Raw genomic sequence first — 21,579 nt, forward strand, 5'->3', positions numbered from 1 at the left:
CTAAACTCCTCCAAAACGGCGATTGCGATGGTTAAAAGCAGCAATAGCTTCCTGCAAGGCGGCTTCATCAAAATCAGGCCACAAGGTATCCGTAAAGTAAAGCTCACTATAGGCTGCTTGCCATGGCAAGAAATTACTTAAACGCAACTCACCACTCGTACGGATAATCAAATCAGGATCCCGCAAATCCTTTGGCAGGTGTTGCGTAAAAAGATAGTCCCCAATCATATCTTCTGTGATGTCACCAGGGTTTATTTTAGCATCTAGAACATCTTGAGCCAAGCCCTTAAGAGCTTGCGTAATTTCAGCACGACCACCATAGTTAAGCGCAAAATTGAGAATCAAGCCCGTATTGTTCTTGGTCAATTCCTCTGCTTTTTTCAAAGCTTCAAAAGTCTGCTTAGGCAAACGGTCTGTCTCCCCAATCATCTGAATCTTAACATTATTTGCATGCAATTCAGGGACATAGTTATCATAAAACTCAACGGGCAAGTTCATGATAAACTTGACTTCTTGATCTGGGCGCGTCCAATTTTCCGTTGAAAAGGCATAAACCGTGATGACCTTGACTCCCATCTTGTTAGCTGCCTTGGTCACCTTTTGGAGGGCTTCCATTCCTGCCTTATGACCAAAAACCCGTGGTTGCATCCGTTTTTTAGCCCAACGACCATTCCCATCCATGATGATGCCAATATGAGCAGGAACCTGTGTTGGAACCTCGACTTCTACAGCTTTATCTTTCTTAAAAAATCCAAACATGATCTTATTCCTATTCAAAAATCTATCGTTTCATTATACCATATTTCCCTATTTTCTTCTATTGCTAAGTTATTAGCTCTCCGTAAAGACAAAAAATAAGCCGCCTAATTGGGCGACTTAGTTTTATAGGGAGATTATTATGAAAAAGTTTTAGGAGTTTAAGTTAAGTTCCTCTTAACTTATGAACCTAGTATACCGTCCCTAACTTAAATTTTTCTTAAGTTTTTTGAGAAAGTCAGATTTTCCCATTTTTCTTTCCAATTTTTCTTGGACAAGCGTTCTTGATAGAGCTTCATTCGGTCCTCATTCTCTAAAAAATGAGGAGTTGGGGAAATTTGAAACTTTAAAATATCCTCTAGACCATAGGGCGCAAAGGGCTCTAAAGTTGCATCGGCATGCAAGCGGAGTCCTATCGCCGTACATCGTTCTGGATACTTACTCATGGCATCACGGGAACTCGTGTAAGGCACAGTGTGGGGACTGTGCAGATGCATATAGACCTGATTTTTCAACTCCCACTGATACTGAGGAAAATCCTCTCTCAGTTTTTTCTCTAGGGACACTGTTTCCTCATAAGAAACATCTGGATCAAAGAAAATCACATCCACATCCGTCTCACTATCAAAAGGCGATTTGTCAGACAAGAGATTCCAGATGAAATTCCTGACAGAACCTGCCGCCAACCACGAATCTTTCAGACCAAGGTCACGAATGATGGTCAGAATGGTCATCATATCTGGATTTTCTCTGAAAGCATCTAGAATTTCTTGCTCATTTTTCACTGTATTCATAACCTAAATGCTCATATGCCTTAGCCGTTGCAACCCGTCCAGAACGAGTTCGCATGATAAAGCCTTTTTGTATAAGGTAAGGTTCGTACATATCTTCGACTGTCTCACGCTCCTCGGCAATATTAACAGAAAGAGTTCCTAAACCAACTGGACCACCACCGTACATCTCAATCATGGTACGAAGGATTTTTTGGTCTACATAGTCCAAACCTTCATGGTCTACATCTAGCATGGTCAAAGCCTTATCGGTAATAACATCATCGATAACCCCATTTCCCATAATCTGGGCAAAGTCGCGCACGCGCTTGAGGAGACGATTGGCAATACGAGGAGTTCCTCGACTGCGTAAGGCCAGCTCAGCAGCTGCCTCATGGGTGATTTCCATCTCAAAAATATCTGCTGTCCGCTCAACAATCTCTGTCAAGTCAGCGTGGGCATAGTATTCCATATGACCTGTAATCCCAAAACGTGCCCGTAGAGGATTTGAGAGCATCCCCGCACGTGTCGTTGCACCAATCAAGGTAAAAGGTGGCAAGTCCAAATGAACACTGCGACTGCCCTCTCCAGCCCCAATCATGATATCAATGTAGAAGTCCTCCATGGCACTATAGAGCACCTCTTCCACCGACATGGGTAAGCGATGAATCTCGTCAATAAAGAGAACGTCTCCAGGCTCCAAATCATTCAAAATCGCTACCAGATCACCCGCTTTTTCGATAACAGGACCAGACGTTTGCTTGAGATTGACTCCCAGTTCATTGGCAATAACAAAGGCCATGGTTGTTTTCCCGAGACCTGGAGGACCAAATAAAAGAACATGGTCCAGTGCCTCATCCCGCATTTTTGCTGCCTCAATAAAGATTTGAAGCTGATCCTTGACCTTATCCTGACCGATATATTCACGTAAATATTGGGGACGGAGGGTACGTTCTACTAACTCCTCATCCCCCATGATCTCATTGTCTAAAATTCTACTCATGGCTCTATTATATCAAAAATCCAAGCCACAAACAAAAAAGCCACCTGATTGGGTGGCCTCTTTAGGGAGATTATTATGAAAAAGAAAAGTTTAGGATTTCATTAAATAAAGTTAGGAGGTCTTTATTTAATATCCATATGATACAAGAGAAGACTTAAAGTTAGCTTAACCTATAAATTTTATTTTTTTGCTAGAGATTTTAACTACTACCAGCCAAAGCAGAAAAGTTAGGAGGCAGATACTCACCACTATTAAGTATGTTTCTTCCTTTGTTAAAAGGTTCTGCCAATTAAGCTGGATTCCTAATTTTTCTTGAAACTCTTCTAATAAGCTACTATTCCCCATAAATGTAGTTTCTAATTGCTCCTTCATTAAGACCTGTCTATAGAGAGAAGCAAGATAGGTAGCCGGTGTGCACTTCATGAGAACTTGAGCGAAATTAGGAAGAATTCCCATTGGTACATAAGTTCCTACTAAAAACCCTGAAGCTGTACCTACAATGGTAGCCAATTTACCTAGACTATCTACTGACTGGAAATGATAAATCAAGAGTACATTTACCAATGTTGAAAGGAGACTACTTAGCAGCATGATTAAACTTATTTCAAATAGCTTATTCATAGCTGGAATTTCTTGAAAATAAAGGCTCATAACAATAAGCATAAATACTTGCATAACAAAGGAAATGATAAGGCTACTAATAAGATAAGACAGTTGCAAGCCCCAGCTCCCTAAGTCTGTCAAAAAGAGATCATGATCCACTTGATTTTCACGGTCTTGTACCATCTGGGTCAAAGCTGTAAAACTGGTTGTAATCCCAGTAACAGCCAAGGTTCCACCCATCAGCCAGTTATTTAATAGACTCTTATTATCAGGAAGTTGGGACCAGGCATCCATCAAATTTTTCTGCAAAAAAATGATATAGAGTAGAAAGGAAATCAAAGCTCCTAGTAATGAGAAAAAGACTCCTGAACGATTACGAAAATACAACAAAAAATCACGTTTTAATAAGGCTAACATTAGCGCACCTCTCTTCCTGTAAGAGCTATGAAGGCATCATCCATAGTTCCTGGACGAAATTCAAAGCCAGCAATCTTCTCACGAACTTGGGTCAAATAATCAATCGCTTCCAATTGGCTCTTAGGATAAAGACTATACTCAAACTCATTTTCCTTTTCCACAGGCATATTCTTAGGTAAGAATTTCTCCACCTGCTTATCTTTAAAACAAATTTTTAAAAGATTGGAAGCGTACTCACTTTTAATCTCAGTAGCAGAATCTTGAGCAATAACCTTTCCATGATCTATAATATAAAGTTGATCTGCCTCATCTGCTTCATCCAGATAATGAGTCGTTAAGATAATAGTCATCCCTTCATCTCTTTGTAGACGATACAATAAATCCCAAATGGATTTGCGAGTCTGAATATCTAGTCCAGTCGTAGGCTCATCTAGAAATAAAATATCGGGATTGGATAGGAGAGCCCGAGCAATGTCAACTCGACGTTTCTGTCCTCCTGATAAAGTTCCATAAAGTTGTTTCTGAAAAGCAGTCAACCCTAGTTGATTGATTAAATCTTCCACACGACCACCTTTAATCCCCTTATACTGCTGGGCTCGAATGGTTAGGTTTTCTTTGACTGTCAACTTTCCATCCAATACACTTGCTTGAAAAACAACTCCAATCCTAGTATTGGGCGCATAGATGATTTGACCATTAGTAGCTCGTTTAAGTCCGATTAACATTGAAATCGTGGTCGATTTACCAGCCCCATTAGGTCCTAAGATTGCATTAAAACTCCCTTTTTTAAACTCTAAATTTATATTTCTAACTGCTATATGGTCTCCATACTTCTTAGTGATGTCTTTTGCTTGTAAAATCATATTTCTTTCCTCCTTTTCACACCCTCAGTTTAACAAAAAGGAAAAAGAAAAAATATAGTTTGGTGTTATGTGGTCGAAATGGATGATTATGTGGTCAATTTTATTTTAAAATTTCTACAGGTGAACATAAAAAAAGCCACCTGATTGGGTGACTTCTTTAGGAGATTATGATGAAAAAGAAAAGTTTGGGATTTCATTAAATAAAGGGTACTCAATGAAAATCGAAATCAGACTAGGCAGATAGGCGCAAGCATAACTATAGTTAGCTAAGTCGACTCTAACGAAGGTTGATGAGATTTTCGAAGAGTATTAGGAGGTCTTTATCTAATAACTATATAATACACGAGGAGACTTAAACTTTACTTAAGAAAAATAATTTTTTTATCTTTTTCGATCCACCCAAATCATTCCTGTACAATCATAAGTAGATAAGGTTTCAAATCCCAGAGATCGATAGAATCCCAAGTTTTTTTCTGTCTGTTCGGTCACTAGTTGGACTTGATAGGTATCTTTGAAGTCACCTAAAGCCTCTTTCATCAAGTTGCTACCAATCCCTTGGCGCTGATAGCTAGGCAAAACGATCAAATCCTGGACAAAAATTGATGAAAAACCATCTCCGACCAAACGGACCAAGCCCACCACGGCATCACCATCAAGTGCCAGATAAATCGCTAAGGAGTGAGACAAGGCCTTCTCCAGCATCTGAGGTTGATGGGTATAATTTGTCCATCCAACTGCCTGATAGAGATGCAAAACATCCTCTAGCTTGACAATTTCTTGCCTTCTAATAGTCATCATCTCAATACTTCTCAGAATTCTCTTAAGCTCTTGTACTGCCGTCCATTTTTATCAAAATTTTCAGTAGCCATCCATGCTTCCAAACGAGCTTTGACTTGAGCCCAGTCCTTATCAATCATAGATAACCAATCCGTATCTCTTGTACGCTCCTTATATACGACTGCCTGGCGGAATGTCCCTTCATAGACAAAGCCCAAACGTTCCGCAGCTCGTCTGGATGGCAGATTTAGAGCATCACATTTCCACTCATAGCGACGATAGTTGAGCTCCTCAAAAACATAGCGAGCTAGGAGATATTGAGCCTCTGTCCCTATACGTGTTCCCCTGAGTTCTGGAGAAAAAGTGACAGCTCCCACTTCTATTACTCGGTTATTCTGGTCAATACGCATGAGAGAAAAAGTTCCCAAAGCCTTACCAGTTGCCTTGTCTATAATCACGTAGTAAAAACGGTCCTTACGAGCCAACATCTGATTTAAGACGGTAACCAGTTCCTCCATATCTGCCACTGGTTCCTGAAAGAGGTAGGTCCACATCTCCCGAGGAGTACCTGGACCATAAACAGCTAATAAATCCTCCGCATGCTTTTCCACCGAAAGAGCCTCTATCCGAGCGTAGCGCCCTTCTAAGAAATCAATGGAAGGCAATTCTCCTGGAGTATAACCTTCCATTGACTCACCAATTATCTGACCATATTCATTTACTGGCATTGTTTTCTCCTTGATTCACTTTTCAAACTTTATAATTGCACATAGTATATCATACTTTCATGAAAAAATTCAAAAAATCCTCCAGATTCTACTCTGAAGGATTCCTATCTTATTTCACAACGATATTTACCAGCTTGTTAGGTACTGCAATCACTTTCACGATTTCCTTGCCGTCAATTTCTGCTCTAACTTTTTCATCAGCCAGAGCGATTTCTTGCAATTCTTCGCGTGATAGGTCTTTAGCAACCATCAATTTGGCACGGACTTTTCCTTTGATTTGAACGACGATTTCGATTTCGTCTTCAACCAATTTGCTTTCGTCCCATGTTGGCCAAGCCACGTAAGAGATGGACTCACCTGTTGCAGCAACAGTTTGCCAGAGTTCTTCTGCCAAGTGAGGCGCAAATGGGGCAATCAATTGGATAAAGCCTTTGGCGTAGTCCACATAGAGTTTGTCTTCCTTATTAGCAGCGTTGACAAAGACCATAAGTTGGGCAATGGCTGTGTTGAATTTCATGGACTCAATTTGCTCAGTGACAGATTTAACGGTTTCGTTATAAACCTTGTCAAGAGCACCATTATTTTCCGCAGCAATTTCTTTACTTGTAATCAAACGGTAAACACGGTCAAGGAATTTACGGCTTCCTTCCAGACCTTCTTCTGACCAAGCGATGGAAGCATCGAGTGGCCCCATGAACATTTCATAAACACGAAGGGTATCAGCACCATATTGTTCCACCACATCGTCTGGGTTGACAACGTTCTTGAGCGATTTAGACATCTTGGCTGGTGCTTGCTCCAACTCTTCTCCTGTTTCCACATGGAAGAAAGAACCGTCACGTTTTTCAACCCTATCAGTCGCTACAAGAGCTCCACGGTGGTCACGGTAGCTTGTTCCCAAAATCATTCCTTGGTTAAAGAGTTTTTGGAATGGTTCCTTAGTCGGAACAACACCGAGGTCATAGAGGAATTTGTGCCAGAAACGAGCATAAAGCAAGTGAAGAACAGCATGCTCTGCCCCACCCACGTAGATGTCTACTGGCAACCATTGTTTGAGAAGGTCCTCATCAGCCAATTTCTCAGTATTGTGTGGGTCAATATAACGGAGGTAGTACCAGCTTGAACCAGCCCACTGTGGCATAGTGTTGGTTTCACGACGACCTTTGACGCCATCTTCACGCGTCACTTCCAGCCAATCTGTCAAGTTAGCCAACGGGCTTTCACCAGTACCTGAAGGACGGATGTCCTTGGTTACTGGCAAGACAAGTGGCAATTCACTTTCTGGAACAGCTGTTGAAGTTCCATCTTCCCAATGAATGATTGGAATTGGCTCACCCCAGTAACGTTGACGGCTAAAGAGCCAGTCACGGAGACGGTAGGTGACTTTTTCTTGACCGCAGCCTTTTTCTTCCAACCAAGCCACAATTTTAGCAATAGCGTCTTCTTTGTTAAGGCCATCTAGGAAGTCTGAATTGACATGAAGACCATCTTCTGTGTAGGCAGCTTCTGTTACGTTTCCACCTTCTAGCACTTCTACGATTGGAAGGTCAAATTGTTTGGCAAATTCCCAGTCACGTTGGTCATGGGCAGGAACAGCCATTACCGCACCTGTTCCATAGCTAGCAAGAACATAGTCCGCAATCCAGATTGGAATTTCCTTGCCATTGACAGGGTTGATAGCATAAGCACCAGTCCAAACACCAGTTTTTTCCTTGGCAAGGTCGGTACGAGCCAAGTCAGACTTGAGACTAGCTTGGTGTTTGTAGTCAGCTACTGCATCAGCTTGCTCTGGACTTGTGATAGCGTCAACCAAGTCATGCTCAGGAGCCAAGACTGTGAAGGTCGCACCGAAAAGAGTATCAGGACGAGTAGTAAAGACGGTGAATTCCTTGTCAGTCCCTTTCACTTTGAAAGTTACATTGGCACCAGTTGATTTCCCAATCCAGTTGCGTTGCATATCCTTGATAGACTCTGGCCAATCCAACTCATCCAAGTCATTAAGCAAGCGCTCTGCATAGGCCGTGATTTTAAGCATCCATTGGCGCATTGGTTTGCGGACAACGGGATAGCCACCACGTTCAGAAGTTCCGTCAGGAAGGACTTCTTCATTAGCGATGGCTGTTCCCAACTCTTCAACCCAGTTTACTGGCACTTCCGCTTCATAGGCCAAGCCTTTTTCGTAAAGCTTAGTGAAAATCCATTGTGTCCACTTATAGTAGTTTGGATCTGTTGTGTTAACCTCACGATCCCAGTCGTAAGAGAATCCAAGCGCGTTGATTTGACGTTTGAAGTTGGCAATGTTTTCCGCTGTAAATTCTGCTGGGTCATTCCCCGTATCCATAGCGTATTGCTCAGCTGGCAAACCAAAGGCATCCCATCCCATTGGGTGAAGGACATTGTAGCCTTGCGCACGTTTGTAACGGCTGAGGATATCGGTTGCAGTGTAGCCTTCTGGGTGTCCTACGTGCAGACCCGCTCCAGACGGATATGGGAACATATCGAGAGCATAAAACTTCGGTTTTGATGCATCTGTTCCTGTCTTAAATGTATGATGTTTCGCCCAGTAGCCCTGCCACTTAGGCTCAATTTCTTTATGATTGTAAAAACTCATGGTCTCTCTCCAATTTTATGATGTTACTATTATACCATTTTTGGGGGAATTTGAAAGACGAGAAATGTTCTTTTAGACTTGGATAACAAGAAATACTGAGTCGCAAATCCAACTTATTTAACAGGAAAAAAATTAGCTCCCACTTGGAGCTAACTTCTATTGATTATTTGTCTCTTGTAGCTACTTCCCCTAACTTCTTTAACTCATATTTCTCGTTTTAGATTTCTTTAAGGTTTTTATTATATGATGTAGAACTCTGTAATTGAAAACATTAGGTAAACTAACAGAGAATAATGTTCGTAAAAAGGAGAAAAATTATGAAAAAAACACTATCACTTCTCTATTTCAGCTGGATATTTCTACTTTTGTCAGGATGTTCTTCAACAACAGAAGCTGAAACTAGCATTGAAAATGATACGGATAAGACTTTAGTTGTTTATTCGCCTAACCCTGAAGATCTTATTGAAGAAACAATCCCAGCTTTCGAAGAAAAATATGGTATCAAGGTTGATTTAGTCCAAGCTAGTACTGGTGAATTATTCAAGAAAGCTGAGGCTGAGAAAGAAGCTCCTGAAGCCGATGTCATTTTCGGAGGTTCCTACGCACTCTTCTCTTCTAACGAAAAGCTCTTTGAGCCGTATACTTCCCAAGAAAACGACCAAATTATCCCCGAATATCAAAATAAAACCGGATTCTACACCCCTTATACACTTGACGTCAGTGTCATCATTGCCAATTCAGCTCTTACAAAAGACATTAAAATTGAAGGCTACAATGATTTACTCAATCCCAAATTAAAAGGAAAAATCGCTACTGCTGATCCAAGTAATTCTTCTAGTGCCTTTGCTCAATTAACAAACATTCTTGTGGATCAGGGGGGCTATGAAAATGAGCAAGCTTGGACATATGTAAAAAATCTATTTAGCTTAGTAGACGGGAAAATTGCTTCTAGTTCTTCAAATGTCTACAAATCTGTCGCTGACGGAGAAATGGCTGTAGGACTCACCTATGAAGATCCTGCATTGAAACTCTTAAACGATGGCGTTGATGTAAAAGTCATTTATCCAAAAGAAGGAACGGTCTTTTTGCCTGGTAACGCAGCTATTATCAAAAATGCCAAACACATGGAAAACGCTAAAAAATTTATCGATTTCCTTCTTTCTCAAGACATTCAGGATAAACTAGGAACTGAAACAACCATTAGACCCATTCGAAAAAATGCTAAAATCAATAAAAATATGAAAGCAATGACAGAAATCAATATCGCTACTGAAGATTCAGATTATGTCATCCAAAATAAATCAGCTATTCTTAAAAAGTACAATGATATTTTCACTAATATTCAATCGAAACAGTAAAAGAGGTTCACTATGAGTGAGATCAAAATTATTAACGCAAAAAAAATCTACCACGACATTCCTGTCATTGAGAATTTAAACGTTACGATTCCAAAAGGAAGTCTTTTCACCATTCTTGGACCTTCAGGTTGTGGAAAAACGACCCTTCTTCGAATGATTGCAGGCTTCAACAGTATTGAAGGCGGAGAATTTTACTTCGATGATACTAAAATAAATAATATAGAACCCAGCAAACGCAACATCGGCATGGTTTTCCAAAACTACGCTATTTTCCCACATTTGACTGTCCGAGATAATGTTGCTTTTGGTCTTAAACAAAAAAAGGTTCCAAAAGATGAATTAGTTCAACAAACTAATAAATATCTGGAACTAATGCAAATTGATCAATACGCAGATCGAAAGCCCGATAAGCTCAGTGGTGGACAACAACAACGTGTCGCCTTAGCACGTGCATTAGCTGTTAATCCAAGTGTTCTCCTCATGGACGAGCCACTTAGTAACCTGGATGCGAAACTTCGCTTAGATATGCGCCAAGTTATTCGAGAAATTCAACACGAAGTGGGAATTACAACTGTATATGTGACCCACGATCAAGAAGAAGCGATGGCTATTTCAGACCAGATTGCCGTTATGAAAGATGGGATCATCCAACAAGTCGGACGACCAAAAGAACTCTATCATAAACCAGCTAATGAGTTTGTGGCAACCTTTATTGGACGCACAAATCTCATCCCAGCCAAACTACAAAAAAAGAGCGACAGTGCTTATATCGTCTTCTCAGATGACTATGCCCTCCCTATGCCAGCTCTTGATCAAGCTAAGGAACAAGCTGTTCTTGTGAGTATCCGTCCCGAAGAGTTTATCAAAGATGAATCTGGAGATATTGAAGGAATCATTTCCGATAGTGTTTATCTTGGACTCACCACTGAATATTTTGTAAAGACTGCATTTTCTTTAAAAATACAGGTCAGCGAAGAATCAACTTTTGAAGAAGATCTTCAAAAAGGGGATCGAATTCGTCTACGAATCAATACTCAAAAGTTAAATGTCTTTTCTGCAGATGGTTCGCGTAATCTTATTACAGGAGTTGGCTATGAAAGGTAAAAAACTAAATATTTGGACAGCCTCCTCATTCTTCATCTTTCTTACCTATCTTATTTTTCTTGTTTATCCAATTATTATTGTACTCAAGCAAGCACTCATACATGAAGGTCAATTCTCACTAGCTAATTTCGAGGATTTCTTTAGTAAATCCTATTACTCTGAGACACTGGTAAACAGTTTTAACGTCTCCATTACTTCTACTGTAACTTCCCTAGTTTTAGGGACCTTATTAGCTTACCTCTTTTCTATATATGACTTCAAAGGAAAGAAATTTTTACAGATATTGATTATTATCGCTTCCATGTCAGCTCCTTTCGTAGGGGCATACTCTTGGATTCTCTTGTTGGGACGAAATGGTGTCATCACTAAATTCTTGACAAATGCCCTTCATCTTCCAGCTATTGATATTTATGGCTTCAAAGGAATTGTACTTGTGTTTACACTCCAGCTATTCCCATTAGTTTTTCTATACGTGGCTGGAGCCATGAAAAGAATTGACCATTCTCTTCTTGAAGCCGCTGAAAATATGGGGGTATTTGGATTCAAACGTATGATAACAGTTATTTTGCCCCTTTTAGTTCCAACTTTACTTGCTGCTGCCCTACTCGTATTTATGAGAGCATTCTCCGACTTCGGAACTCCTATGTTAATTGGTGAAGGATATCGAACTTTCCCTGTTTTAATTTATAATCAATTCATTAGTGAGGTTGGCGGAAATTCTGCTTTTGCATCTGCTTTAGCAATCATGGCGATTATAATTGCTTTAACAATCTTTCTTATTCAAAAATATATTTCCAATCGCTATAGTTTCAGCATGAATTCTCTCCATCCAATTGAGCCGAAAAAAATTACAAAAGGAAAAATGGTAGCAATTTATGCAACAGTTTACGGAATTGTCTTATTTTCTGTTCTACCTCAATTATTTTTGATTTATACCTCTTTCCTAAAAACATCAGGTATGGTATTTGTCAAAGGCTATTCTCTAAACAGTTACAAGATTGCCTTCAATCGCATGGGAGCTACTATTTTTAATACGATTCGCATTCCTTTGATTGCTTTGATTCTAGTTGTTTTATTTGCATCATTTATCTCCTACCTAGCTGTTAGAAAACGAAATTTGTTTACAAACTTAATTGATAGCCTTAGTATGGTACCTTATATCGTACCAGGAACAGTTCTCGGCATTGCCTTTATCTCTTCATTCAATACAGGTATCTTCGGAAGTGGCTTCCTTATGATTACAGGAACAGCCTTCATCTTGATTATCTCCTTATCTGTAAGAAGACTCCCTTATACAATCCGCTCATCTGTTGCTAGCTTACAACAAATAGCACCTAGTATTGAAGAAGCAGCTGAGAGTTTAGGAAGTAGCCGTCTCAATACTTTCAGTAAAATCACTGTTCCAATGATGTTACCCGGTATTATTTCTGGATCTATTCTATCATGGGTAACAATGATTTCAGAACTATCTACTTCTATCCTGCTATATAATGCCAAAACAAAAACTATGACCGTAGCTATCTACACTGAAGTACTTCGTGGAAATTATGGCGTAGCAGCTGCTTTGTCAACTATCCTCACTGTCTTGACAGTTACTTCATTATTACTATTTATGAAAATTTCTAAAAACAGTAGCATTACCCTCTAGTTTTCCCCTATCAAAAACAGCCAAAAGGATATCCCTTGGCTGTTTTTTCTTATTTTGATATGGTTATCAAATCTCTAGTTTATCGCAAGCAGTTCTATTTTGACTGAATAGAGGGCTCTTCCATCTTCTCACGTCCCAGTTCCCGATAACGACGGTCACCGACAACTTCTACACTAAACTGGCCATCCTCATATTCAAGGATCGTCACGCTACCATTATCTAGACCATGCGGATGCATGCCATTGATTAGATAAACAATGGTACCAATGGTCATTCCATGGCTTACGACGAGAGCATTGCCCCCACCTTGTTCTTCCATTTCTTTGGCAATCGCTTCAAAGCCTTCCTTGATTCGACCACTGAGTTTTTCCCAACCTTCAGCCCAGCCTGCAGTATCAACCTCAACTAGACCTTCTGCTAGCTCTGCATAGGACAACTGGTGAACATGGTCCACATTAAAAATACGAGGAATCAAGCCCATAAAGAGGTCCCCATCATAGGCCCCATCAAAACTACCAAAGCACCACTCTCTGATGCGCTTGTCCATGCGGTAAAGGATTTTCCCCTGCAAGCCAAGTTCTTCTAGGATAATTCCCATAGTTTGAATGGTGCGCCCTGAATCACTGGAATAAGCGCGGTCAAATTGTAAACCAGACTCTCTCAAGCCAATTCCCAGTTCATGGATTCCCAACTCACCTTCTGCAGTCAGAGGTGTATCACTCCATCCTTGAGCACGTCCAATGGTGTTAAACATCGTTTTCCCATGACGGACCAAGTACAATCTTACTTTAGACATTTTCTATCCTCCATTTTCTTCTATTATACCATGGATCAAAGAAATATTCGGCTTTCAAAAGCAAAGCCAACATTTGTAAATTATCCAAAAGAAAAGCTACCCTCATGGTAGCTTCCCTAGGAGATTATTATGAAAAAGTTTAGGGTTTCTATTAAATAAAGTTAGGAGGTCTTTATTTAATGATTATAGTATACACAGCCATCCTTAGACTCAACTTAAATCCTCTCTCTTTTTTATTAATTTTTAAAACTATGGATTGGAGCTGGGATTTGCCCACCGCGAGAGATGAAATCAACAGACGAAGCCCCGTTGACCTTCATAACTGGAGCTGTCCCTAGCAAACCACCAAACTCAATCATATCGCCTTCTTTGCCCTTTGGAATAATACGGACAGCCGTTGTTTTCATGTTAATAACACCGATTGCCGCCTCATCCGCAATCATAGCTGCAATGGTTTCAGCAGGCGTATCCTCCGGAATGGCAATCATATCCAACCCAACAGAACAGATAGCCGTCATGGCCTCTAGTTTCTCTAAATTTAGAGAGCCATCTTGCACCGCAGCAATCATCCCCTCATCTTCAGAAACGGGGATAAAAGCACCTGACAAGCCACCGACTTGGTTACAAGCCATCACTCCGCCCTTCTTAACTTGGTCATTCAAAAGAGCGAGGGCAGCCGTCGTCCCATGCGTACCAACTGTTTCTAGGCCCATTTCCTCAAGGACACGAGCCACAGAATCGCCAACTGCAGGAGTAGGTGCCAAACTTAGGTCGACAATTCCAAAATCAACACCCAGTCTCTCGCTGGCCATCTGACCAACTAATTGACCGATACGAGTAATCTTGAAGGCCGTTTTCTTGACTGTTTCCGCTACCACATCAAAGCTCTGTCCACGAACTTTTTCCAAGGCACGCTTGACCACACCAGGACCCGAAACCCCGACATTGATGATAACATCTGCTTCGCCAACACCATGAAAGGCCCCTGCCATAAAAGGATTGTCCTCAACAGCATTAGCAAATACGACTAATTTGGCCGCACCCATATCTGATAGCGCAGCTGTTTCCTTGATGATACGTCCCATATCAGCGACCGCAGTCATGTTGATACCTGACTTGGTCGAGCCGATATTGACGGACGAACAAACCTTGTCTGTCTCAGCTAGAGCGCGTGGGATAGAATTGATGAGAATTTCATCTCCTTTTTGGTAGCCTTTTTGTACCAAAGCTGAGAATCCACCAATAAAGTCAACACCGATCTCCTTAGCAGCCCTATCAAGAGCCTTTGCCAAAACAACATAGTCTGTCGCATCAGTCGCAGCACCAATTAAAGAAATCGGTGTCACCGATACCCGTTTATTAACAATAGGAATCCCTAGTTCCGCAGCAATTTCATCTCCTACAGCCACTAAATTTGCAGCTTTAGTGGTAATTTTTTGGTAAATCTTTTCAGCAGCACGTTCGATGTCTGGATCAGTACAGTCCAAAAGGGAAATCCCCATGGTGATGGTTCTGATATCGAAGTTCTGCTCCTCGATCATGGCAATGGTTTCTGTAACTTGTCTAATATCCATAGCCACCTCCTAGATATTATACATAGCGTCAAAAATCGCCGCACTCTGAATATTGATTTTGACATTCAAGGTCTGACCGAAAGTTTCAAACTCATTTCGCAAATAAGTGAAATCTTGTTTTTCGTCACTAGAAACGACCGCCATCATGGTAAAGTATTCATCCAACACCGTCTGAGAAATATCGTCAATATTCAAACCCAACTCTGCAATCTTAGTAGACACGCCTGCAACGATCCCAGCCTTGTCCTTACCAACTACTGTAATAATAGCCTTCATTCTTATACCCCATTTCTACGATTTTTAGAAAACCTGAACGTTTTTGATTTTCTTTTTTCCTAGTATAGCATATTTCCATAGAAAATACTAAAAAACGCCTGCTTACGAAGTTGTTCTTAAGAAAAAAACAATTTCGTAAACAAGCGTCTACCCTATCAAATGATGATGAGTGTTCCCGCTAGGACCGAAGTCCCAGCGGTAGACCAGAGCTAGACTAAGAGCACAAGACTCCATCATCATAACACTCAACAAAATTGATGATTTTATACTAATTCGATGATCGCCATTGGCGCAGCATCACCACGACGTGGTTCAGTTTTAAGGATACGAGTGTATCCACCGTTACGTTCAGCATAACGAGGTGCGATTTCTGAGAACAATTTTTGAAGTGCTGTAGTTGAAGTGTACTTATCAGTTGCTTCATCATAGTTTTCAGATGCGATTTCATTACGTACGAAAGCAGCTGCTTGACGACGTGCATGCAAATCACCACGTTTACCTAGAGTAATCATTTTTTCAACAGTTTTACGGATTTCTTTAGCACGAGCTTCAGTTGTCACGATTGATTCGTTGATCAAAAGGTCAGTTGTCAAATCGCGAAGCATTGCTTTACGTTGTGAGCTAGTGCGTCCTAGTTTACGGTAAGCCATGTATTCCTCCTTTATTTATCTTTTAATCCAAGACCCAAATCAATGAGTTTGAGTTTCACTTCTTCCAAACTCTTGCGTCCAAGATTTCGTACTTTCATCATCTCTGCTTCAGATTTTTCTGTCAAATCATGCACAGTGTTGATACCGGCACGTTTCAAACAGTTGTATGAACGCACAGACAAGTCCAGTTCCTCAATCGTACGATCCAAAATACGATCGTCAGATTCAGTATCAGCTTCTTTCATCACTTCAGTTGACTTAGCAATCTCAGTAAGATTTGTAAACAAATCAAGATGTTCTGTCAAGATACGTGCTGAAAGCCCTAAAGCATCTTCTGGAATAATTGTTCCATTAGTCAAGATTTCAAGGGTTAATTTGTCAAATCCATCATTGCTACCTACACGAGCAGGCTCTACTTGATAGTTGACTTTTGTAACTGGTGTATAAATAGAATCTACAGCAAGTGTTCCAACTGGTGCATTATCTTTTTTGTTTTCATCAGCAGGTACATATCCACGACCACTGTTAACAGTCATTGTCGCTTTTAGAGAAGAGCCTTCACCGATTGTAAAGAGATAATGATCTGGATTTACAATTTCAATATCACTGTCAGTCAAAATGTCTCCAGCTGTAATTTCAGCGGGACCTTCAACATTCAGTTCAATGATTTTTTCGTCTTCAACGTATGATTTCACTGCAATCCCTTTAATGTTCAGAATGATTTGCATCACGTCTTCACGAACACCTGGAACTGTGTCGAACTCATGCAAGACACCTTCAATGTTGATAGATGTCACTGCTGCTCCTGGTAGAGAAGCTAGTAGTACACGACGAAGAGAGTTACCAAGAGTTGTACCGTAACCACGTTCAAGTGGTTCGATTACAAACTTGCCATAATCTTTATTTTCATCAATTTTTGTTATATTTGGTTTTTCAAACTCAATCATTTAGTTACTCCCTCTTAAACGAAAAGCAGTGTAATGCGATGATTATACACGGCGACGTTTTGGAGGACGAGCACCATTGTGTGGCACTGGAGTCACATCACGAATTGCTGTTACTTCAAGACCAGCGGCAGCAAGCGCACGAATAGCTGACTCACGACCAGAACCTGGACCTTTTACAGTAACTTCAACTGATTTAAGACCGTGTTCTTGTGCAGATTTAGCAGCAGCTTCAGAAGCCATTTGAGCAGCGAATGGTGTAGATTTACGAGAACCTTTGAAACCAAGAGCACCAGCTGATGACCAAGCAATTGCATTACCATGCACATCAGTAATCATAACAATAGTGTTATTAAATGTAGCGTGAATATGAGCAATACCAGATTCGATATTCTTTTTCACACGACGTTTACGTGTTGGTTTAGCCAAGACTTTTACCTCCTATATTATTTTTTCTTACCAGCAATCGCAACAGCTTTACCTTTACGAGTGCGAGCGTTGTTTTTAGTGTTTTGTCCACGGACAGGAAGTCCACGACGGTGACGAATACCACGGTAAGAACCGATTTCCATCAAACGTTTAATGTTCAAGTTTACTTCACGACGAAGGTCACCTTCAACTTTGATTGCATCCACTTCACGACGGATAGCATCTTCTTGATCTGATGTAAGGTCACGTACACGAACATCTTCTGAGATTCCAGCAGCAGCCAAAATTTTCTTAGATGTTGCAAGTCCGATACCATAAACGTAAGTCAATGAGATTACTACGCGTTTGTCATTTGGAATGTCAACTCCAGCAATACGAGCCATGTTTTCTCCTTTCTATCTTATCCTTGACGTTGTTTGTGTTTTGGATTTGCTGGGCAAATTACCATAACACGACCATTACGACGAATTACTTTACAGTATTCGCAAATTGGTTTGACCGATGGTCTTACTTTCATTTCTTATCCCTCCAAGTTTTTCGATTATTTAAAGCGGTAAGTGATACGTCCACGTGTCAAGTCATATGGACTCATCTCGACAGTAACACGATCTCCCGCTAAAATACGAATATAGTTTTTACGAATTTTACCAGAAACTGTTGCTAAAATCTGATGTCCATTTTCAAGTTCAACCGTAAACATTGCGTTAGGCATTGTATCGACTACTTTGCCTTCAACTTCAATCACATCGTCTTTTGCCACGCAAAAGCACCTCCATAAATTTCGATTCGATGCCTCTGAAAACAGAGACAACAATTATAAGTCAGACTATCTCAGTATAACATTTGTAGCGATTTTTTGCAAGTGTGAAAAACGCTTTATTTCAAATTTGTCAATACTTTTTCGATGTCTTTGAACACATCATTGATATCTTGATTTCCTTCGATATCGTGGACCAAACCTTTGGCACGGTAGTGAGCAATGATTGGTTCACCTTGTGCAATATTCACATCCAAACGACGCTTCACTGTCTCCGGTTTGTCATCTTCACGTTGGTAATAATCTTCTTCCTTATAGTCAACTGGTGGGTTGAAAACTTTGTGGAAGGTTTCACCTGTTTCGCGATGGATGATACGGCCACTCAAACGTTCCAAGAGACAATCTGGGTTCACTTCGATATTGATCACACCTTCTAGTTCGATACCGAGTTCCGCCAATGTTTTATCCAAGGCATGGGCTTGTTCAATAGTACGTGGGTAACCATCCAACAAGAAACCTGTTTCCTTGATGTCGTCCTGTGAAAGGCGTTCTTTAACGATTCCATTTGTAACTTCATCTGGAACCAACTCACCTTTGTCGATGTATGACTTTGCAAGTACACCCATTTCAGTTTGATTTGCCATAGCAGCACGGAACATATCTCCAGTTGAAATGTGTGCCACGTGGAATTGCTCCACAATTTTAGCTGCTTGCGTTCCCTTACCTGCTCCAGGTAAGCCCATAATCAAAAGATTCATGATAGGATCTCCTTATTTTGTATTTAAATAGAAGCAGAAATCTCTTTCAACCCCTATTTAAAAACAAAATAGAAGAGGGGAGACGAAAATCTCTCTAATAGATAGACCTTCATACTCCACTCTCTAAGCAAAAGTAATTTTGCTTTTATTCTGTTTTGTCCATGAAACCAACATACTTACGTTTCAATAGGTAACCTTCTAGCTGTTTGATTCCTTCAATACCGGTTGAGATAATGATCAAAAGACTAGTTCCCCCAAAAGCAACAGCTTCTGAAAGACCAAAGACATCTTTTGCCACAATCGGCAAGATAGAAATCACACCTAGGAAGATCGATCCGACAGTCGCAAGGCGACGAAGAAGTTTCGACATGAATTCTTCAGTTCCCTTACCAGGACGGACACCATGAATGTAGGCTCCACTCTTTTGCAAGTTTTCTGCTGCTTTCTCTGGATTGATCTGTACAAATGTATAGAAGAACGTAAAGAGAATGATTAGCAAGGCATACATAGCAACACCAGTCGGAGATGTTGTAGATAACATTTCCTGTGCTGTACGTACCCAAGCCCAATCATGACCTGTAGCACTCAAAAATTGAAGAATGGCTGCAGGTGCTGCTGTGATGGAACTTGCAAAGATAACTGGGATAACCCCCGCTGGGTTTACCTTCAATGGAAGGTATGAGCTTGATGGGGCTCCTTGAGCAACTTTTGTATATTGGATTGGAATTTTATATTCTGCCTGTTGAACAAAGGTTGTAAAGTATACAATCAACAAGACAGCGATAATCAAAATAACGACAAAGATAATAGATGAAGTCAAACGGCTACTTGGAATATTGACGAAGTAGTCAACATAGATGCCTTTAATCATCTCAGGAATTGAAGCAACAATACCTGCAAAGATGATCATAGAAACACCATTTCCGTATCCCTTATCTGTAATTTGTTCCCCGAGCCAAGTTACAATCATACTACCTGCTGTGAGGATAATACCAATGGTAACAAAGACTTGTGGAGTTAAAGCTGTCGTTAATAATTTCGCCCCAGATAGAGTATTAAATCCTGCTGTAATCCCGATAGATTGAACAAATGCAAGTACAAGTGCAATATAACGGGTAGCCTGATTTAGTTTTCTCCGTCCTACTTCCCCTTGTTTGCCCCATTCTACAAACTTCGGTAAAATATCCATTTGTAGCAATTGAACAACGATAGAAGCAGTGATATACGGACTTACTCCGAGTGCAAAAACGGAGAAGTTCTTCATGGCATTCCCTGAAACAAGACTAAGCATGTTCAAGAAAGATAAACCGCTGAGAGCTTCTAAACTTTTCGCATTCACACCTGGAACAGTAATACTTGTCCCAATACGGAAAACAAGAATGATAAAAATTGTAAAGAGAATTTTTGATCGAACTTGTTTAACCTTGAGCGCTTCTTTTAGTAATTTAAAAAACATGGGTCACCTCTCTTAGATGACTTCTACAGAACCACCTTTAGCAGTGATAGCTTCCTCAGCTGATTTAGAGAATTTAGCTGCTTTCACAGTCAATTTCTTAGTCAACTCACCGTTACCAAGAATTTTAACTCCTGATTTTTCAGCTTTCACAATTCCTGCTTCGATAAGTACAACTGGAGTTACTTCTGCACCGTCTTCAAAGACGTTCAATTGGTCAAGGTTTACAATTGCGTATTCTTTAGCGTTGATGTTAGTGAATCCACGTTTTGGAAGACGACGGAACAATGGAGTTTGTCCACCTTCAAAACCAAGGCGAACTCCGCCACCGCTACGAGCTTTTTGACCTTTTTGACCGCGACCAGATGTTTTACCGTTACCTGATGAAGTACCACGACCAACACGGTTACGTACTTTACGAGAACCTTCTGCAGGTTTCAATTCATGAAGTTTCATTATTATTTTCTCCTCTTTTGTAAAATGCTAGCGCCGATAAGAGAGAAAAGGTTGTCTCCCTTATCAACTCGCCTATACATGGTCATCTTAGATGACTATACCTAGTTTTAGGGGATGAGTATTGCCACATCCCCTAAAAATTCATTAGTTTACTTCTTCAACTGTTACCAAGTGAGATACTGCAGTGATCATACCACGGATAGCAGCGTTGTCTTCTTTAATAACAGAGCTGTTCAATTTGCCAAGTCCAAGTGCTACAACAGTTTTACGTTGTGATGGAATGCGTCCGATTGGAGACTTAGTCAAAGTAATTTTAATTTGAGCCATTTTATCCCCTTTCTTATGCCAAATCAGAAACTGAAATACCACGAAGGGCAGCAACTTCTTCAGCGCGTTTCAATTGTTTCAAACCTTCAACAGTTGCGCGAACAATGTTGATTGGAGTGTTAGAACCAAGTGATTTAGATGTAATATCTGCCACACCTGCCAATTCCACAACGGCACGAACTGCACCACCAGCGGCAACTCCAGAACCTTCTACAGCAGGTTTCAACAATACTTTAGCTCCACCGAATTCTGAAAGAACTTCGTGTGGGATTGTTGTTCCAACCATAGGAACTTCAATCAAGTTTTTCTTAGCATCTTCTACTGCTTTGCGGATTGCTTCTGGAACTTCTTGAGCTTTACCAGTACCAAATCCTACGCGACCGTTGTGGTCACCAACAACAACAAGAGCTGCGAAACGAAGACGACGTCCACCTTTAACAACTTTTGTAACACGGTTGACAGCAACTACGCGTTCTTCTAATTCAACTGCATTGTCTTTAAATGCCATTTTCTAGTGTCCT

General features: G+C 40.5%; 25 protein-coding genes. 3 read left to right on the forward strand and 22 right to left on the reverse strand.

All coding sequences use genetic code 11. The features are described 5' to 3' along the window. From FD735_RS08605 to leuS, 8 genes are all read right to left on the reverse strand, one after another. On the reverse strand, positions 1–759 hold the full coding sequence (locus tag FD735_RS08605) for an isoprenyl transferase (protein ID WP_049520812.1): 759 nt from the start codon (positions 757–759) through the stop codon (positions 1–3). Between the two features lie 206 nt (positions 760–965). Beyond that, on the reverse strand, positions 966–1,550 hold the full coding sequence (locus FD735_RS08610; RefSeq protein ID WP_139658977.1) for a nucleotidyltransferase family protein: 585 nt from the start codon (positions 1,548–1,550) through the stop codon (positions 966–968). Next, complete coding sequence (gene ruvB / locus FD735_RS08615; RefSeq protein WP_084877322.1) at positions 1,531–2,529, reverse strand: Holliday junction branch migration DNA helicase RuvB; 999 nt, start codon at positions 2,527–2,529, stop codon at positions 1,531–1,533. Before ruvB ends, FD735_RS08610 begins: the two co-directional genes overlap by 20 nt. 165 nt (positions 2,530–2,694) lie before the next feature. Further along, entirely contained in the window at positions 2,695–3,549 is an 855-nt protein-coding gene (locus tag FD735_RS08620; RefSeq protein WP_139658978.1) for an ABC transporter permease, read from the reverse strand. Further along, positions 3,549–4,412, reverse strand: a complete 864-nt coding sequence (locus FD735_RS08625) for an ABC transporter ATP-binding protein (protein ID WP_139658979.1) — start codon at positions 4,410–4,412, stop codon at positions 3,549–3,551. Before FD735_RS08625 ends, FD735_RS08620 begins: the two co-directional genes overlap by 1 nt. A 381-nt stretch (positions 4,413–4,793) precedes the next feature. Then, positions 4,794–5,210: a GNAT family N-acetyltransferase gene (locus FD735_RS08630; protein ID WP_033630399.1), complete on the reverse strand. Its 417-nt coding sequence runs from the start codon at positions 5,208–5,210 to the stop codon at positions 4,794–4,796. Positions 5,211–5,221: 11 nt separating this feature from the next. After that, on the reverse strand, positions 5,222–5,917 hold the full coding sequence (locus tag FD735_RS08635; RefSeq protein WP_033630400.1) for a GNAT family N-acetyltransferase: 696 nt from the start codon (positions 5,915–5,917) through the stop codon (positions 5,222–5,224). A 109-nt stretch (positions 5,918–6,026) separates the two neighbouring features. Continuing rightward, on the reverse strand, positions 6,027–8,528 hold the full coding sequence (leuS, locus tag FD735_RS08640) for a leucine--tRNA ligase (protein ID WP_139658980.1): 2,502 nt from the start codon (positions 8,526–8,528) through the stop codon (positions 6,027–6,029). Positions 8,529–8,845: 317 nt separating this feature from the next. On the opposite strand from leuS, the gene FD735_RS08645 reads away from it, so the two are divergent. Genes FD735_RS08645 through FD735_RS08655 form a run of 3 tightly spaced genes read left to right on the forward strand, consistent with a single transcriptional unit; the run spans position 8,846 to position 12,638 of the window. After that, positions 8,846–9,886 (forward strand): extracellular solute-binding protein, encoded by a 1,041-nt coding sequence (locus FD735_RS08645; protein ID WP_139658981.1) that lies wholly within the window; start codon positions 8,846–8,848, stop codon positions 9,884–9,886. Between the two features lie 12 nt (positions 9,887–9,898). Next, positions 9,899–10,990, forward strand: a complete 1,092-nt coding sequence (locus tag FD735_RS08650; RefSeq protein ID WP_033630403.1) for an ABC transporter ATP-binding protein — start codon at positions 9,899–9,901, stop codon at positions 10,988–10,990. Beyond that, positions 10,980–12,638 (forward strand): iron ABC transporter permease, encoded by a 1,659-nt coding sequence (locus FD735_RS08655; protein WP_139658982.1) that lies wholly within the window; start codon positions 10,980–10,982, stop codon positions 12,636–12,638. Before FD735_RS08650 ends, FD735_RS08655 begins: the two co-directional genes overlap by 11 nt. 94 nt (positions 12,639–12,732) lie before the next feature. Here the strand turns inward: FD735_RS08655 and FD735_RS08660 are convergent, their stop codons facing one another. From FD735_RS08660 to rpsE, 14 genes are all read right to left on the reverse strand, one after another. Continuing rightward, entirely contained in the window at positions 12,733–13,434 is a 702-nt protein-coding gene (locus FD735_RS08660) for a histidine phosphatase family protein (RefSeq protein WP_139658983.1), read from the reverse strand. A 236-nt stretch (positions 13,435–13,670) separates the two neighbouring features. Beyond that, a complete protein-coding gene (locus tag FD735_RS08665) occupies positions 13,671–15,008 on the reverse strand; it encodes a PFL family protein (protein ID WP_139658984.1) in 1,338 nt (445 codons plus the stop codon). A 9-nt stretch (positions 15,009–15,017) separates the two neighbouring features. Next, positions 15,018–15,284 (reverse strand): ACT domain-containing protein, encoded by a 267-nt coding sequence (locus FD735_RS08670; RefSeq protein WP_000644111.1) that lies wholly within the window; start codon positions 15,282–15,284, stop codon positions 15,018–15,020. Positions 15,285–15,547: 263 nt separating this feature from the next. After that, positions 15,548–15,934: a 50S ribosomal protein L17 gene (gene rplQ / locus FD735_RS08675; RefSeq protein ID WP_000331493.1), complete on the reverse strand. Its 387-nt coding sequence runs from the start codon at positions 15,932–15,934 to the stop codon at positions 15,548–15,550. A gap of 11 nt (positions 15,935–15,945) precedes the next feature. Then, complete coding sequence (locus FD735_RS08680; protein WP_061421459.1) at positions 15,946–16,881, reverse strand: DNA-directed RNA polymerase subunit alpha; 936 nt, start codon at positions 16,879–16,881, stop codon at positions 15,946–15,948. A gap of 42 nt (positions 16,882–16,923) precedes the next feature. Beyond that, positions 16,924–17,307, reverse strand: a complete 384-nt coding sequence (gene rpsK / locus FD735_RS08685; RefSeq protein ID WP_001118385.1) for a 30S ribosomal protein S11 — start codon at positions 17,305–17,307, stop codon at positions 16,924–16,926. Between the two features lie 17 nt (positions 17,308–17,324). Further along, positions 17,325–17,690 (reverse strand): 30S ribosomal protein S13, encoded by a 366-nt coding sequence (gene rpsM, locus FD735_RS08690; protein WP_000090781.1) that lies wholly within the window; start codon positions 17,688–17,690, stop codon positions 17,325–17,327. 17 nt (positions 17,691–17,707) lie between these two features. Further along, positions 17,708–17,824 (reverse strand): 50S ribosomal protein L36, encoded by a 117-nt coding sequence (gene rpmJ, locus FD735_RS08695; protein ID WP_001808836.1) that lies wholly within the window; start codon positions 17,822–17,824, stop codon positions 17,708–17,710. A 24-nt stretch (positions 17,825–17,848) separates the two neighbouring features. Beyond that, the gene (gene infA / locus FD735_RS08700) at positions 17,849–18,067 is read right to left on the reverse strand and encodes a translation initiation factor IF-1 (protein WP_001029883.1); all 219 of its coding nucleotides are present in this window, start codon (positions 18,065–18,067) and stop codon (positions 17,849–17,851) included. Between the two features lie 116 nt (positions 18,068–18,183). Then, positions 18,184–18,822 carry an adenylate kinase gene (locus FD735_RS08705; protein WP_001050433.1) on the reverse strand — a complete coding sequence of 213 codons (639 nt, stop codon included), beginning with the start codon at positions 18,820–18,822 and terminating at the stop codon, positions 18,184–18,186. Between the two features lie 145 nt (positions 18,823–18,967). Continuing rightward, entirely contained in the window at positions 18,968–20,278 is a 1,311-nt protein-coding gene (gene secY / locus FD735_RS08710) for a preprotein translocase subunit SecY (RefSeq protein ID WP_000465385.1), read from the reverse strand. Positions 20,279–20,290: 12 nt separating this feature from the next. After that, entirely contained in the window at positions 20,291–20,731 is a 441-nt protein-coding gene (rplO, locus tag FD735_RS08715; protein ID WP_000766089.1) for a 50S ribosomal protein L15, read from the reverse strand. Between the two features lie 144 nt (positions 20,732–20,875). Continuing rightward, positions 20,876–21,058: a 50S ribosomal protein L30 gene (rpmD, locus tag FD735_RS08720; protein WP_000057241.1), complete on the reverse strand. Its 183-nt coding sequence runs from the start codon at positions 21,056–21,058 to the stop codon at positions 20,876–20,878. A 13-nt stretch (positions 21,059–21,071) separates the two neighbouring features. Then, positions 21,072–21,566: a 30S ribosomal protein S5 gene (gene rpsE / locus FD735_RS08725; protein WP_000874204.1), complete on the reverse strand. Its 495-nt coding sequence runs from the start codon at positions 21,564–21,566 to the stop codon at positions 21,072–21,074. Positions 21,567–21,579: the final 13 nt, after the last annotated feature.

The organism is Streptococcus sp. 1643 (assembly GCF_006228325.1).
Taxonomy (GTDB): Bacteria; Bacillota; Bacilli; order Lactobacillales; family Streptococcaceae; genus Streptococcus.

Excerpts from the sequence above, each read along its gene's own strand:
- FD735_RS08605 (WP_049520812.1), bottom strand. The coding sequence starts at position 759 with ATGTTTGGATTTTTTAAGAAAGATAAAGCTGTAGAAGTCGAGGTTCCA.
- FD735_RS08610 (WP_139658977.1), bottom strand. The coding sequence starts at position 1,550 with ATGAATACAGTGAAAAATGAGCAAGAAATTCTAGATGCTTTCAGAGAA.
- ruvB (WP_084877322.1), bottom strand. The coding sequence starts at position 2,529 with ATGAGTAGAATTTTAGACAATGAGATCATGGGGGATGAGGAGTTAGTA.
- FD735_RS08620 (WP_139658978.1), bottom strand. The coding sequence starts at position 3,549 with ATGTTAGCCTTATTAAAACGTGATTTTTTGTTGTATTTTCGTAATCGT.
- FD735_RS08625 (WP_139658979.1), bottom strand. The coding sequence starts at position 4,412 with ATGATTTTACAAGCAAAAGACATCACTAAGAAGTATGGAGACCATATA.
- FD735_RS08630 (WP_033630399.1), bottom strand. The coding sequence starts at position 5,210 with ATGATGACTATTAGAAGGCAAGAAATTGTCAAGCTAGAGGATGTTTTG.
- FD735_RS08635 (WP_033630400.1), bottom strand. The coding sequence starts at position 5,917 with ATGCCAGTAAATGAATATGGTCAGATAATTGGTGAGTCAATGGAAGGT.
- leuS (WP_139658980.1), bottom strand. The coding sequence starts at position 8,528 with ATGAGTTTTTACAATCATAAAGAAATTGAGCCTAAGTGGCAGGGCTAC.
- FD735_RS08645 (WP_139658981.1), top strand. The coding sequence starts at position 8,846 with ATGAAAAAAACACTATCACTTCTCTATTTCAGCTGGATATTTCTACTT.
- FD735_RS08650 (WP_033630403.1), top strand. The coding sequence starts at position 9,899 with ATGAGTGAGATCAAAATTATTAACGCAAAAAAAATCTACCACGACATT.
- FD735_RS08655 (WP_139658982.1), top strand. The coding sequence starts at position 10,980 with ATGAAAGGTAAAAAACTAAATATTTGGACAGCCTCCTCATTCTTCATC.
- FD735_RS08660 (WP_139658983.1), bottom strand. The coding sequence starts at position 13,434 with ATGTCTAAAGTAAGATTGTACTTGGTCCGTCATGGGAAAACGATGTTT.
- FD735_RS08665 (WP_139658984.1), bottom strand. The coding sequence starts at position 15,008 with ATGGATATTAGACAAGTTACAGAAACCATTGCCATGATCGAGGAGCAG.
- FD735_RS08670 (WP_000644111.1), bottom strand. The coding sequence starts at position 15,284 with ATGAAGGCTATTATTACAGTAGTTGGTAAGGACAAGGCTGGGATCGTT.
- rplQ (WP_000331493.1), bottom strand. The coding sequence starts at position 15,934 with ATGGCTTACCGTAAACTAGGACGCACTAGCTCACAACGTAAAGCAATG.
- FD735_RS08680 (WP_061421459.1), bottom strand. The coding sequence starts at position 16,881 with ATGATTGAGTTTGAAAAACCAAATATAACAAAAATTGATGAAAATAAA.
- rpsM (WP_000090781.1), bottom strand. The coding sequence starts at position 17,690 with ATGGCTCGTATTGCTGGAGTTGACATTCCAAATGACAAACGCGTAGTA.
- rpmJ (WP_001808836.1), bottom strand. The coding sequence starts at position 17,824 with ATGAAAGTAAGACCATCGGTCAAACCAATTTGCGAATACTGTAAAGTA.
- FD735_RS08705 (WP_001050433.1), bottom strand. The coding sequence starts at position 18,822 with ATGAATCTTTTGATTATGGGCTTACCTGGAGCAGGTAAGGGAACGCAA.
- secY (WP_000465385.1), bottom strand. The coding sequence starts at position 20,278 with ATGTTTTTTAAATTACTAAAAGAAGCGCTCAAGGTTAAACAAGTTCGA.
- rplO (WP_000766089.1), bottom strand. The coding sequence starts at position 20,731 with ATGAAACTTCATGAATTGAAACCTGCAGAAGGTTCTCGTAAAGTACGT.
- rpmD (WP_000057241.1), bottom strand. The coding sequence starts at position 21,058 with ATGGCTCAAATTAAAATTACTTTGACTAAGTCTCCAATCGGACGCATT.
- rpsE (WP_000874204.1), bottom strand. The coding sequence starts at position 21,566 with ATGGCATTTAAAGACAATGCAGTTGAATTAGAAGAACGCGTAGTTGCT.